At 69.9% G+C, this 13,010-nt stretch carries 11 protein-coding genes; 6 read left to right on the top strand and 5 right to left on the bottom strand.

Features of this window, described 5'->3' with window-relative positions:
* Positions 1 to 22: 22 nt before the first annotated feature.
* The 4 genes from ACWDUZ_RS15785 to ACWDUZ_RS15770 all read right to left on the bottom strand — a co-directional run bounded on the left by ACWDUZ_RS15785 (position 23) and on the right by ACWDUZ_RS15770 (position 5,146).
* Entirely contained in the window at positions 23 to 607 is a 585-nt protein-coding gene (locus tag ACWDUZ_RS15785; RefSeq protein ID WP_451632368.1) for a toxin-antitoxin system, toxin component, read from the bottom strand.
* 986 nt (positions 608 to 1,593) lie between these two features.
* Positions 1,594 to 2,070 carry a (2Fe-2S)-binding protein gene (locus ACWDUZ_RS15780; RefSeq protein ID WP_451632367.1) on the bottom strand — a complete coding sequence of 159 codons (477 nt, stop codon included), beginning with the start codon at positions 2,068 to 2,070 and terminating at the stop codon, positions 1,594 to 1,596.
* Between the two features lie 8 nt (positions 2,071 to 2,078).
* Positions 2,079 to 4,361: a molybdopterin cofactor-binding domain-containing protein gene (locus ACWDUZ_RS15775; protein ID WP_451632429.1), complete on the bottom strand. Its 2,283-nt coding sequence runs from the start codon at positions 4,359 to 4,361 to the stop codon at positions 2,079 to 2,081.
* 392 nt (positions 4,362 to 4,753) lie between these two features.
* Positions 4,754 to 5,146, bottom strand: coding sequence for a nuclear transport factor 2 family protein (locus ACWDUZ_RS15770; RefSeq protein ID WP_451632366.1), 393 nt, complete (start codon positions 5,144 to 5,146; stop codon positions 4,754 to 4,756).
* A 157-nt stretch (positions 5,147 to 5,303) separates the two neighbouring features.
* Between ACWDUZ_RS15770 and ACWDUZ_RS15765 the strand changes: the two genes are divergently transcribed.
* The 3 genes from ACWDUZ_RS15765 (at position 5,304) to ACWDUZ_RS15755 (ending at position 7,103) form a co-directional block, all read left to right on the top strand.
* Entirely contained in the window at positions 5,304 to 5,891 is a 588-nt protein-coding gene (locus ACWDUZ_RS15765) for a PadR family transcriptional regulator (RefSeq protein ID WP_451632365.1), read from the top strand.
* 123 nt (positions 5,892 to 6,014) lie between these two features.
* The gene (locus ACWDUZ_RS15760) at positions 6,015 to 6,557 is read left to right on the top strand and encodes a GNAT family N-acetyltransferase (RefSeq protein ID WP_451632364.1); all 543 of its coding nucleotides are present in this window, start codon (positions 6,015 to 6,017) and stop codon (positions 6,555 to 6,557) included.
* Between the two features lie 84 nt (positions 6,558 to 6,641).
* Positions 6,642 to 7,103, top strand: a complete 462-nt coding sequence (locus ACWDUZ_RS15755; protein WP_451632363.1) for an HIT family protein — start codon at positions 6,642 to 6,644, stop codon at positions 7,101 to 7,103.
* Between the two features lie 185 nt (positions 7,104 to 7,288).
* Here ACWDUZ_RS15755 and ACWDUZ_RS15750 read toward each other — a convergent pair whose 3' ends face one another.
* A complete protein-coding gene (locus ACWDUZ_RS15750) occupies positions 7,289 to 8,719 on the bottom strand; it encodes a non-reducing end alpha-L-arabinofuranosidase family hydrolase (protein ID WP_451632362.1) in 1,431 nt (476 codons plus the stop codon).
* Positions 8,720 to 9,030: 311 nt separating this feature from the next.
* Between ACWDUZ_RS15750 and ACWDUZ_RS15745 the strand changes: the two genes are divergently transcribed.
* The 3 genes from ACWDUZ_RS15745 to ACWDUZ_RS15735 all read left to right on the top strand — a co-directional run bounded on the left by ACWDUZ_RS15745 (position 9,031) and on the right by ACWDUZ_RS15735 (position 12,989).
* Positions 9,031 to 9,195 (top strand): hypothetical protein, encoded by a 165-nt coding sequence (locus tag ACWDUZ_RS15745; RefSeq protein WP_451632361.1) that lies wholly within the window; start codon positions 9,031 to 9,033, stop codon positions 9,193 to 9,195.
* A gap of 279 nt (positions 9,196 to 9,474) precedes the next feature.
* Positions 9,475 to 10,461 (top strand): zinc-dependent alcohol dehydrogenase family protein, encoded by a 987-nt coding sequence (locus ACWDUZ_RS15740; protein ID WP_451632360.1) that lies wholly within the window; start codon positions 9,475 to 9,477, stop codon positions 10,459 to 10,461.
* 344 nt (positions 10,462 to 10,805) lie between these two features.
* Positions 10,806 to 12,989: an ATP-binding SpoIIE family protein phosphatase gene (locus ACWDUZ_RS15735; protein ID WP_451632359.1), complete on the top strand. Its 2,184-nt coding sequence runs from the start codon at positions 10,806 to 10,808 to the stop codon at positions 12,987 to 12,989.
* The last annotated feature ends 21 nt before the right edge of the window (positions 12,990 to 13,010 follow it).

Here is a 13,010-nt window from a genome sequence, read left to right as displayed (position 1 = left end):
GCGACGCGGGCGGCTGTGATCGTCAGCCGCGGCGGAAGCGATGCGCCAGGGAAGCCTGTATCCGGGCCGCGGGGTCAGGCGGTCCAGTCTCTGCACGGGCGTCGTCGAGAGCGGCCCGCATGTCTGTGGCGAACCGGAAACCGAAGTGGTCCGCCTCGTACTCCTCGTGCGCCCTGTAACCGTCACTGCGCGCCGCGAAGTGGAGCGCGGCATCCATGGGGGCGTGCGGAGACAGATCCGCGTCGGCGGCTTCGGGAAGCGCGACCAGGAGATCCGCCAGCACGCCTGCCGCCTCCTTCCTGCCGATCCGCAAGGCTGCGTGGCCCTGCTCGAAGAGGCTCGTGCCGTGCCCCTGGAACATGTGCCACGCTTCGTGGCCGATGATCACCAACTGGTGATCGGGACGCGTGTTCTCCTCGACGACGATCAGATCGTGGCCGGTGCGGTCCACCCATAAGCCGCTGGCTGTCAGGGGCGGAAACACCGCCTTGCACAGTCGCACCGGACGTCCCCGCACCTGGGTCAGGGCAGCGCCTACGGCCAGGAAGAGATCGTCGGTGGCCGACGGCTGGAGGCTGCCGGCGAGCCGAGCACTGAGCCGCCGCATCACCCTGGGTCTCGTATTCACTGGTCCACTTCGTAGTCGTCGAGTTCGAGCGGTGCCTTCGAGTCGCGTCGCACACGTTGCGTCGTTCCGGGGCAGCGCATGCCGCGCTGGGGACCATGTCGCCCGAGCGCACCTGCCGGCCCACGGATGCCGAGACCTCGAGATGCTGGGAAAAGCCGCCGACCAGGTCGGTCGTGCGCCGGCACATGCGGGCCAGGCCGGCGGCCGCCAGCGTTTTCACACGTGCCCGGACCCGCTCGTCGACGGCGTCGGGTGGCGCTTCACGGCCGTCGTGCGGCGTGCGGGCGATGTCTTCCGGCGAGGAGGTCCGAGTGGCCGGCTTCTCGAGGTCGAGCGCCGCGGACCGCCGCGGACCTCGCTCCTGAACGAGCGCCTCGAGCAGCCTGTCGAGTGTCACCGCCAGCGGCCGGTCCCGTTCCACCGAGGTCCTCCCAGGGCACAAGGGAAGGGATGTGACGCGCGTTGCACTCTATCGGCGGCCGACAGTCCGATTCAACGCTCGTGTGTCAGCCGATGAACGGCGGCTGACACACGGCGGTCTCAGGGATGCGGCGGTACGACGCCATCGGTCGGCCCCGTGCGACATCCGAAAAGACCGGTCGGCGGGGCGGGCATACGTACCACCCGGTCCTGACCGAGCCGGACGGGCGACGCGTCCGTGACGCGCCGTGGTGAGCCGGCCCGGACGCCAGGAGTCCGGGAAGTGAGTGGGCTGGGAACCGCCGTTTCAGGCCTACGCTCGGCTGCTGCCGGGCCTCATTTCTTTGACCGCGCGCGGTGGCTGTGCCGGTTCCCCAGCCGGACACAAGAAATAGCAAGGATCGGGTGGGAATTCTGCTCCGAGTGCGAGAGACGTTGGTCACGGTCCGCACCGGCCGGCAGGCGGGGGCGACGGTCGTCCCGGCCAAGGCCCTGCCCTCGGGGCGCACCGGCGCACCTGCCGGGGCGAGCCCCGGCCCGGCGTCTCAGTACTTCTTCGCGCCGGCCCGGATCGCCTCGCGGATGCGGTGGTAGGTGCCGCACCGGCAGACGTTGCGGATCTCGTCCAGGTCGGCCTCGCTGATCTCCCTGCCCTCCTCCCGGACCTGGCGGACCTTGGCGACGGCCGCCATGATCTGCCCGGGCTGGCAGTAGCCGCACTGGGCGACGTCGTACTCCAGCCAGGCCTCCTGCATCGGATGCAGTTCCCTGCCCACGGTGGCGGGCAGCCCCTCGACGGTGGTGATCTCGTCGTCCGCGCCGATGTCCTTCACCGGTACCGAACACGGGTTGAACGCCCGGCCGTTGATGTGGCTGGTGCAGGCCTGGCACACACCCAGACCGCAGCCGTACTTCGGTCCGGTCACGCCGAGGACGTCGCGCAGCACCCAGAGCAGGCGGACGTCGTCCTCGATGTCGACCGTCACCCGCTCGCCGTTGAGGATGAAGCTGTGTTCGGGCACGGTGGCTCCTAGTAGGCGCGGTCGAGGCCGTCGGTGGGCGACGCGGGGATCGGCGGGGTGGTGGGCAGCGGCTCGAAGCCGAGGGGACCGTCGTGGTTGATCGGGAAGGTCGTCGGCATGATGCCGGTGGCACGGCCGTAGGCGCAGGCCACGGCGGCCGATGTGGCGGGGACGCCCAGCTCTCCCGCTCCGCCGGGCTGTCCGGTGGTGGGTGGCATGACAACGATCTTCAGCTCGGGCGGGGTGTTCCACTGGCGGGTGTAGAAGTACTCGTCCCAGCTGCCCTCCAGGAACCGTCCGTCGTCGAGGTGGAGGCTGGAGCTGAGGGTGATGGCGATGCCGTCCATGATGCCGCCCATCATCTGCGCCTCGAGGCCGCGAGGGTTGACGGCCAGGCCCACGTCGACGGCGCACACGACCTTGGTGACGCGCGGGCCGGTGCAGGCGTCGCGGATCTTGCGGCCGGTGGTCTCCGGCCGGCAGTCGATCTCGGCCAGGACGGCGACGCAGGAGTGGTACTCGGGGTGGAGGGCGATCCCCTGCGCCGTTCCGGCAGGCATGCTTCTGCCCCAGTCGCCGATCTCGGCGACCTTGTCCAGCACGGCTCGGGCCCGGTCGTCCTTCACGAAGGAGCGGCGGAAGCCGTAGGGATCCTTCCCCATCCGCCTGGCCAGCTCGTCCACGACCAGCTCCTGCGCGCACCGCACGTTGGGCGAGTAGATGTTGCGCATGGAGCCGGTGTTGAACCCCTTGTCGGTCTCGTTCAGCAACTGCGACGCGACGCCGAAGTTGTACGGGGTCTGCTGGGTCAGCGCGAAGATCGTCTCCGAGAAGGTGAGGTCACCGACGGGCAGCCGGGCCGCCTCGGAGGTGATGATCTCGCCCACCCCGTGACCGAAGTCGGTGGCGACGGAGGTGTGCCGTTGGTCGAAGGTGAGCACGTTGCCCAGCGCGTAGGTGGCACGTACCCGCGAGGTGGCCATCGGATGGGCACGGCCCTGCCGGAAGTCGTCGGTGCGGTGCCACATCACCTTGACCGGCTCGCCCATCGCCTTGGAGATCTCGGCGGCCTCGGCGGCGGCGTCGTGGAAGAGCTTGCGGCCGAAGGAGCCGCCGCCCTCCGTGACATGCACCTTCACCGCGGAGACGGGAAGCCCGAGCTGCAGCGCGATCTGCTCCTGCGCGACGACCGGGGACTTCAGGCTCGCCCAGATCTCCGCCGAGTCCTCGCGCACGTCGGCGATCGCGCAGTTCGTCTCCAGCGCACTGTTGCTGGCGAAGTGGAACGTGAAACGGGCGTCCACCGACTTCGTCAGCAGATTCACGGAGGGAAGAGGAAGTTCGGCGCGGCGGAGTTCGTCACGGATCGTGGCGTCCGAGGCGCCCTCCGCGCTCCCCGGCCCCCACGAGACCTTCAGCGCGCGCACGGCGTCGATGCACTGGCCGAACGTACGGCCGCGGACGGCGACTCCGGTGGACACCGTCACGACGTGGGTGATGCCGGGCATCGCCCGCACCTCCGCCAGGTTGACCACCGAGCGGACCGCGCCGTTGATCGTCGGCGGCCGGCACACCATGGCCGGCAGGGCGCCCGGGACCCGCAGGTCCATCGCGAACCGCTTGCGCCCGGTCACCGCGTCGCGGGCGTCGACACGGCTTCGGGCGGTGCCGATGACCTGGAAGTCGCCAGGGCCCTTGAGGGTGACCGACTCCTGACTGGTCGTCATGGACGCGGCTTTCGCCGCCAGTTCGCCGTAGGTCAGTGAGCTTCCGGTCGCCGTGGAGGTGATGACACCGGCCTTGGCGGTCAGGGTGTCCAGGGCCACCCCGAGTTCCAGGGCGGCCGCCTTCAGCAGCCGGCCCCGGGCGACGGCGGCCGCGACCCGGATCGGCGTGAAGGTCGAGATCGTGGTGTTGGATCCGCCGGTGAGCTGGTTGAACAGCAGCTCGGGCCGCGCATCGGCCAGGGTGACCCGGATCCGCTCCAGCGGCAGGTCGAGCTCCTCGGCGATCAGCATCGCGCTGGAGGTGCTGATCCCCTGCCCCACCTCGGCCCGGGGCAGCGCGAAGGAGGCCGTGCCGTCCGGGTCGATCCGGATGGTGATCAGGTTCGCCGTCGGCACTGCCGCATGCGTGAGCATGTCGTTGAGGTCGTAGATCTCCGCGGGCCCCGGCAGGGACGGTACGACGGCTTCCGCCTCGTCCGGTGCCAGCGCCGTCTCGCCGAGTTCGGCGGCCACCGTCAGCGTCGAGGCGGCCAGCACGTAGCCGAGGAATCTGCGGCGCCCCATCCCGACCGGCGCGTGCGAGCCGGCCGGTGGTCCAGAGCGCTCGTCCGCGTCCGTCAACGGTCCTCCCGGTCAAGCGGATTGCTCGCGGGCACGAACGGCTCCCTGCTGGGTTCCCCGTGCCACTTCCCTCTGGAGGATCTTTCCGGTAGCAGCCATCCGCGGGGAGTCCCGGGAGCATGGCGGTTCTCCGGTGGTTCGGTGTCGGCCGTGCGAGGTGCGGGTGAAGATCCTCGGCAGGGCCGGCCGGCAGGCCGTCGCACTGCGGTCCGGCCGCCGCGGCCGGCCCGGCCCTCAGGCACGCAGATCGCTCACCCCCCTTCTATCCGTCGCGGCTGTCCCCACGTCCCGCACGCACAGCCACGGAGCGGCCCGCGTGCACAGGCGGGTGTCGGTCACCGCCCGCCCGCCTCCTGGGCGATCCGGTCGAACTGGGCGCCCATGGCCTCGGCGAGCGCCTTGGCGGCGGAGAGCGGACGGATCATGACCAGGAAGTCGTCGATCTTCCCCTCCTCGTCGAAGTGGAGGAAGTCGCAGCCCTGGATCTGCCTGCCGTCGACGGTGGCGGCGAAGACGAAGGCATGGTCGCGGCCGTCGGCGTTCGCGATCTCCCGTACGTACGTGAAGTCCTCGAAGACGCGGGACACGCCGCGAAGGATCGCGGCGGTGATCGCCCTGCCCGAGTACGGCTTGAACGCGACCGGGCTGGTGAACACGACGTCCTCGGCGAGCAGGGCCTCCAGAGCGGCGTGGTCCCGGGTCTCGACGGCCTTGCGGAAGGGGTGCACGGACTCATCACCTCTACTCAATTTTTTGAATAAGTGCATCGGATGCTATGTCCGAGCCGTGCGCGTTGTCGACCCCTCACCGCGAGACGGCCGCGCATCAGGGCAGGTCGCCACTGGTCACATCCGTGAATAGTCAACGACGCGATAGCCTGCCGACATGGCATTGCGCAACGCGGTGATGGCCGCGCTCCTCGAAGGAGAGGCGTCCGGCTACGACCTGGCCAAGGGGTTCGACGCCTCCGTCGCGAACTTCTGGATGGCCACCCCTCAGCAGCTCTACCGGGAACTGGAGCGCATGGCGAGCGAGGGGCTCATCACCGCCCGGGTCGTCGAGCAGGAGCGCCGGCCGAACAAGCGGCTCTTCTCCCTCACCGAAGCCGGAATGGAGGCCGTACGCGCCTACGTGGCCGAACCCCCGGGCAGGCCGACGACCATCCGGGACGAGCTGCTGGTGAAGGTGCAATGCGCGGACGTCGGCGACATCGCGGCCGTACGCGCGGCGATCAGCGAGCGCCTGGAGTGGGCCACGGCCAAGCTCGCGCGTTACGAACGTCTGCGGGAACGCCTCTTGGACGGGCGCACGGAGGATGCGTACTTCGCCGAGGCCGAACGGGTCGGGCCGTACCTGACGCTGCTGCGCGGCATGGCCTTCGAACGGGAGAACATCCAGTGGGGCGAGATCGCGCTCCGCAGGCTCGAGCGGCGTGCGGCGGCCACCGGCGGACGGGGTCGCCCAGGCACATGACGGTGTCGGTCGCCGCCGACCGCACAACCTGGCGTCGGACGGGCCACGAAAAAACACCGGTGAGCCTCTGCCCGGCCCCGGCTATCCTGCCTCGTCCCGACCAGACCAGGGAGGTCCCGCCGCATGAGCAGCACCACGTCGTCCTTTCCCGAGCGGATCGAGCTCTCGGGGGAGGGTCTCGTCCTGCGTGACTGGACGGAGGCGGACCTGGCCGCGATGCCGGAGCTGTTCGACCACCCCGACATCGCGTACTGGACACCGATCGTGTCCCCCTTCGACGAAGCGGCGGCGCGTGCGCGCCTGGACCGGGCCCGGCAGCTTCGGGCGGAGGGCACGGCCGTCCTGCTCGCCATCACCGTCGACGGCGGCGCACCGCTCGGCGAGGTGATGCTTCGGCGTGCCCTCGAGGGCACGGAGCTCGGTTACGCGGTCGGCCCGGCCCACCGCGGTCAGGGTCTGGCGGCGCGGGCGGTGCGGGTGATGGCCACGTACGCCTTCGAGCAGCTGGGCGCCGAGCAGGTGATCCTGGAGCTGGAGGCCGAGAACTCCGCCAGCGTCGCCGTGGCCACCAAGGCGGGCTTCAGGCTGCTCGACGTGCCCCTGATCAAGGGTGAGGAGAAGGGACGGCCCTACGCCCTGCAGACATGGGGTCTGCACCGCCCCTGAGCCTCGGCTCCAGTCGGCACCTCCGCATGGCGTCCAGGGTCGAATCCCCGGCGGTCCGCCTCCGGAGCGGGCATCATGCCGGTCATGACACATGAGCGCGCGACGACGGACTGCTTCGTCTGCGGCAAGCACCATGAGTCCTGGATGCCGGGCGGCCCGGTGTGGCAGGACGAACTCGTGGTCGTCTCGCACCTGTCGCCGAGAGCACCAGGAGGCTCGGCGACGCTCTACCTGGGCCACCTGCTCGTCGAGCCACGTCGGCACGCTCCGGGTCTGGCTGATCTCACGGACGTGGAGGCACAACGGGTGGGGCACTGGTGCGCCCGTGCGGCGCGCGGACTCCGCGAAGTGGCCGGGGCCGAGCATGTGTACGCCGCCGTCATCGGAGACAACGTTCCCCACCTGCACGTTCACCTTCTCCCCCGCTATCCGGGAACCCCGCGTGAGTACTGGTGGGACCGGGTCGACGAGTGGCCCGATGCGCCGCGGGGCGGGGAGTCGGAGGCCGCCGCCCTGGTCGCGCGGTTGCGTTCGGCAGCGCACTGACACCTCCGGCACGTCGGGCCGGGACCATCGGCCGGGACACGTGGGCCGTCAACGAACACGGTCATGACCGCCGCGCATGGGGCGCACGCGACCGGGGCCCCTGAAAAGTGGGCGGCGCGGTTTGAGGAGCACGCCGCCGAGTGGAAGGCCGGCCCGCGTCGTCTCGGGCCGGCCTCGGTGGTGGATCAGCGCTGCAGGGTGAGGACGCCCGGCCGCCACGGCAGCTGGTCGTAACTACTGCTCGCGTCGGGGGACTTGCCCTGGTAGAGGAACTGCAGGTGGCAGGGATCGATGGTCATGGTCTGGTCGGGGTTGTCGCGGACCAGGTCACCGTGGCTGATGTCGTTGGTCCAGGTGGCACCGCTGTTGGCCTTGCCCGCGAAGGGGTTGCTCTCGCTTGCGGCCTGCGGGGTCCACGAACCGCTCAGGTTCGAGGCCGTGAACGAGCGGAAGTAGCGCCCGTTCGCACCCATGGCCTCGACAATCACGAGGTACTGGTTCTGGCCCTGCACCTTGTAGACCTGCACCCCCTCGAACAGGTTGTTCGTCGAGTCGCTCATGACCGTCGTGTACGACGTGCCGAAGTTGCCCGGGAAGTTCCCGATCGGCATGCTCGCCCGGTAGATCTTGCCGTTGTCACCGGCGAAGAACAGGTACATGTTCTGGCCGTCACCGATCAGCGTCTGATCGATGGGGCCGGTGCCGGAGTTGGAGATGCTCCCGGTGAACAGCGGCTGCGGCGCGGACCAGCCGTTGGGGTTGGTGGGATCGCTCGACGTGCGGTAGATGAAGGGCCACGAACCCCATTGGTACGCCAGCACCCAGATGTTCTTGGGCGCGAAGTAGAACAGCGTGGGCGCCACCGCGGCCTGGCTCATCCCGGTCTGACCGGCCGACGCCATGTCCGACCAGTCGGTGAAGGGGCTGAACATCATCGAGCCGTACGACGATCCCGACACGTTCGACGCGTAGACCAGGTGCTTGCCGTTGTACACCACGTTGGTGAAGTCCTTCAGCGCCACCCACCCGTTCGCCGGCTGCGCCAACGCACCCGTCGACGTCCACCGGTACGTCGACGGCAGAGAACACGTGCCGCCGCCGGGCGGGTTGGACGTCCCGGACAGGCCGGTCCACTTCTGGTTGCTGCCGCCGTTGCACGTCCAGATCTCCACCGCCGTGCCGTTGGCCGTTCCGGCGCCCGTGACGTCCAGGCACAGCCCGGACTCCACGCCGACGATCGTGCCGTCGGAGTTGACCCGCCACTGCTGGTTCGCACCGCCGCTGCAGGTCCAGATCTGTACCCGGGTACCGGCGGTGGTGGCGTGACCCGGAACATCCAGGCACTTGTTTCCGTAAACGGTCAACTGATTGCTGTCCGTCAACGTCCACTGCTGGTTGGTCCTGCCCGAGCAGTCCCAGATCTGCAGATACGTGCCGTCGTTCTGGCTGGCGTTCGGCACATCGAGACATCGGCCGGAGCCAACACCGCGCACGGCGCCGCTGGTGGCCGCCTGAGCCGGGCCGGCGACGAGCGTCGCCGCCAACGTGACCACGGCCGCGATCGCCGCGGCGAGCACCGCGGACAGGCGTCTGCGGCTGACACTTTCTCTGCGCATGAGGCCTCTTCATTCTTGAGTGATCGGTTCCGGTCAGCCGCGTCGGAGGCTGTCCGGACTGTCGGTGAGGTGCGGATCAAAGCGGTCCGTGGGCACCACGGCTGACAGCAGGTCAGGAACGCCGTCTGCCGTCGACTCGGCGAGCACTGCAAACGTCAGCGCGCAACGACGGAAGCGGGGTTGTTGCGGACATGACATATAGACACGCGTAGTACTCCTTGCAGCTCGGCCGTTGCGGCGGATGTGACCCGGCAGTACCTGCTGTGCGAGTGGAGCGGCCAACCGTTTCGAGATATCGAACAAGGGTCGGCTTGTGGGAGGCCGCCGTCTGGAAGCACCTGGCGGACCTGGCGAGTGAGAGGGCGATCACGACGCCGGTGGGCCAGGTGTACGACTTCCAGGACGTGCCCGCGATGATCTCCGGGCAAGCAGCGCCGCCTGCGGGCAAGTCCGTGGTGCGGATCGCCTCGGAGTGACGACGAGCCGGTCGGCGCAACGGGGTCGGTGGGGCGGCAGGAAGCTCGCCCCGCCCTTGAGGCATTGACGGCCTGCGGACGGACCCCGTCGTCTCGGGGCTCCCGAGCGGTCGACCCGCCACCCGCCGCGCATCTCATGCCGGGATGAAAGGACACGGTGGCGCTCTGACGTTTCCGAACCGGCCGTTCGCCCGCTTGCCGACCCCGGAAGTGAGGGCAGACTTGGGCGGGAGCGCGGTGCCCGTTTTCTCCCCGCGCGCACGGGACCAAGGAGCCTTCATGCGTGCTCTCCTCCTGAAGCAGTACGACACGCCGTTGGAACCGGCGGAGATCGAGACCCCGGCGGCCGGGCCCGGCCAGGTGCTGGTGAGAACGGCCGCGAGCGGTGTGAACCCGCTGGACATCAAGATCCGGACCGGGAGGGCGGCCCACGCCGAGCGGGTCCTGCCCGCCGTGCTGGGCCTCGACCTCGCCGGTGTGGTCGAGGCAGTGGGTGACGGCGTCAGTGGGTTCTCCCCCGGAGACGAGGTGTACGGCCTCACCGGCGGGGTCGGCGACCTCCAGGGTTCCCTGGCCGAGTACGCGGCAGTGGACGCCCGGCTGCTGGCGCACAAGCCGGCCGCGCTGACACCGCGCGAGGCCGCGGCTCTGCCGCTGGTCGTCATCACCGCATGGGAGGGGCTCGTGGACCGCGCCGACGTGGGCGCGGGGGACAAGGTCCTCGTGCATGGCGGTGCCGGTGGCATCGGCCATGTGGCGATCCAGATCGCCCGTGCACGCGGCGCCGAGGTGTTCGCCACCGGCTCGCCCGCCAGCCTGGCGGCGATCGAGGGGCTGGGGGCCACGCCGATCTACCACACCTCCACCGACGTCCCCGAGTACGTCGCCGCGCACACCGGCGGCGAGGGCTTCGACGTCGTCTTCGACACTGTCGGCGGCGCGACGCTGGACGCGTCCTTCACCGCGGTTCGCGTCCACACCGGTCACGTGGTGAGCGCGCTCGGCTGGGGCACCCACAGCCTCGCGCCGCTGTCGTTCCGCGGGGCGACGTACTCCGGCGTCTTCAGTCTTCTGCCCATGCTGACCGGACATGGGCGGGACCACCACGGGGAGATCTTGGCGAGAGCCGCGGAACTCGCCGACCAGGGTGGGCTGAAGCCGATCGTGGATGCCCGTCACTTCACGCTGGACACCGTCGCCGACGCCCACCGTCTCGTGGAGAGCGGAACAGCCGAGGGCAAGGTGGTGGTCGATGTCGCCGTGTGACGGGGCCGGCCGCTGCCTCGGCAATGCCGTGAACCGGATGCTCGCGGGTGGCGACACGCGAACCGGACGGGCGACCTCACCGTGAGCTGAGCAGCGCCCGTCAGGGCCGGCCCGCCCGCGTGACGGCGGCCTCGAGCCCGCGCGATCCGCACGGCGGGGTGAGGCGGGCGGAGGTAGTGTCGGTGGCATGAGGTACTCGCCCCCACCGCGGAGGGGCACCGCCTGACCCAGGCAACGCGTCGTCGCGTGGGCACGACGACAGGGCGGAAGGCGCCATGAGAAACCTTCCGGAAGAGCCGCAAAACCTCCAGGACGCGCCAGTCGTCACGACGGAGCTCCGTGACGTGCTGGTCGCACCCTTGTCGCAGGCGCTGGCCATGCCCGGGGTCCTCGCCGCCATCGTCTACCTGGCCGAACCACGGCAGTCGCAACTGAAGGCGGCAGCGGTCCATGGTTCGGTGCCCTTCCTGTTCGGGATGCCCGACGCCATGCCCGACGACGCCGGCCATGCCTCCGCCACGGCGTGGCGGACCGGCGAATTCACGGTCACCGGCGCCCCGGCCCCGAAACCGGGAGGCACAGAACCACCCCGTCTGATCCCGTTCCCCTACTCCGCTGCCTCCGCGCCCCTGGAGTCCGGCAGCGGTGACCGGTATGGAGCGCTGACGCTCATCTACCCCCTGGCCCCGGACCAGAGGTGGGAAATGGGCCCTGCCCAGCGGGCCGCACTCACCGGTGTCGCGGAGCACCTCGCCGCGCGCCTGGACGTACTGGCAGCGCGGGGAGTGGCCGTGGTGCCCGGCCCGAGCGTGATCCTGGTGGCGGGCCCGGACGACGAGAGCGACATCGAGGCGCGGACGTCCGGTTGGGGAGCGCCGGGCGCTCCTGGATCCGCGGGCCTGTCCCTCATGTACCAGGTGCACAGCCTGAGCACGCGGTTGACCCAGCTGACGAGCCTGGACGAGATCACTTCCGCGGCAGTGACCCGCATCATGGACCCGTTCGGCGCGAACGGAATGGTCGTGGGTCAGATCACCGACGAGCGACTGTGGATCGTGGGCACCAGTGGTGCGGGCGCCTCCCTGATCCGTCAGTTGCACGGAGCGCGCCTCGCGGTCGGCAGCCCCTGGGCCGATGCCGTCCTGACCCACTTTCCTCGGTTCTTCGACAGCGCCTCGGCACTCCGGCGCCATTACCCGGACGCGTACGACGTGGACGACACGGTCCGCGGCTGGGCGTTCCTGCCACTCTGTGTCGGATTCCATCCCGTCGGGATCTGTTGCCTGACGTTCGCCGAGGAGCGCACGCTGACGGCCGAGGAGCAGGCCGCCCTGATGATGCTCGCGGACCTCCTGGCCTCGGCGGTGGAACGAGCCAGGCTCGCGGCGTACGAACACACCCTGGCGGAGAGTCTGCAACGGACGCTGCTGCCACGGTCGCTCACGGCGCTGCCGGGCGTGGTCACCACCGCTCGCTATGTTCCCGCCCGGGCGGAGACCGGACTGGGGGGCGACTGGTACGACGTGCTGCAGTTGTCCGACGGACGCGTCGCACTGATCGTCGGGGACGTGGAGGGCCACAGTACCGACAGCGCCATCGTCATGGGCCAGTTGCGGAGCGCGGTGATGGCGTACGTCCAGGAGGGACACGATCCCGCGGCGGTGCTCACCAGGGCGGGGCGTGTCCTTTCCGCACTGGACACCGACCTCATCGCCACATGCTGTATCTGCTTCCTCAACCTGGAGGACGGGGTCGTCGAGACCGCACGGGCGGGCCATCCCGCGCCGCTGCTGCGTGGCCCCGACGGGCGGCTGCGATGTCTGGACGTCGTGGCAGGTGTGCCGATGGGAATCGCCGAGTACGCGGGGACGAACTCCTCCGCCGTCGTTCCCCCCGGCGCCACGCTGATGCTGTACACCGACGGCATCTACCGGGCGCGGACCGGCGAGTTCTCACGGTCGACGCTGGACCTTCTGTCCGGCGCCGACGGCGACCTGGAGGAGCTCGCGGATCGGCTGGTGGCGACCGCGGCCGATGGTCACGACGACCTGAGCCTCCTGCTCGCCCGCTTCGAAGGCGGTGTTCCGGGAGCCAGCCGGCGGATCGAGCAGTTGGAGATCCCGCGGCATGACCTCGCGGGCGTCGCCGCAGCACGCCGGTTCGTCCGAGACTGCCTGCGGCGGTGGGACACGACGGAGGTCACCGACGCGCTGGAGGTGCTCGCGTCGGAAGCGGTGACCAACGCTCTCATCCATGCCGACAGCGCCGTCGATGTTCGTATGCGGGAGTACGACGACCGTGTCCGGCTGGAGGTTCTGGACTCCGATGCCCATCCGCCGCTGCCATCGGCGATGTGCGTCTCGGACGAAGCCGAACAGAGCAGGGCCGAGCACGGCCGGGGTCTGGTGATCGTGGACGGTCTGGCCACGGCTTGGGGCAGTTCGCCCCATGGGCGGGGCAAGACGGTGTGGATGGAACTGCGGAACCCGCGAGCAGACACGCACAAGGCGGACTCCCGCGGTGCGTGATCCGGCATTCCATGGCGGCCG

The sequence above is a fragment of the Streptomyces sp. NPDC003393 genome, from assembly GCF_053589015.1.
Note: the sequence above shows the minus strand (reverse complement) of the source record. Positions and strands in the feature narration are given on the sequence as shown.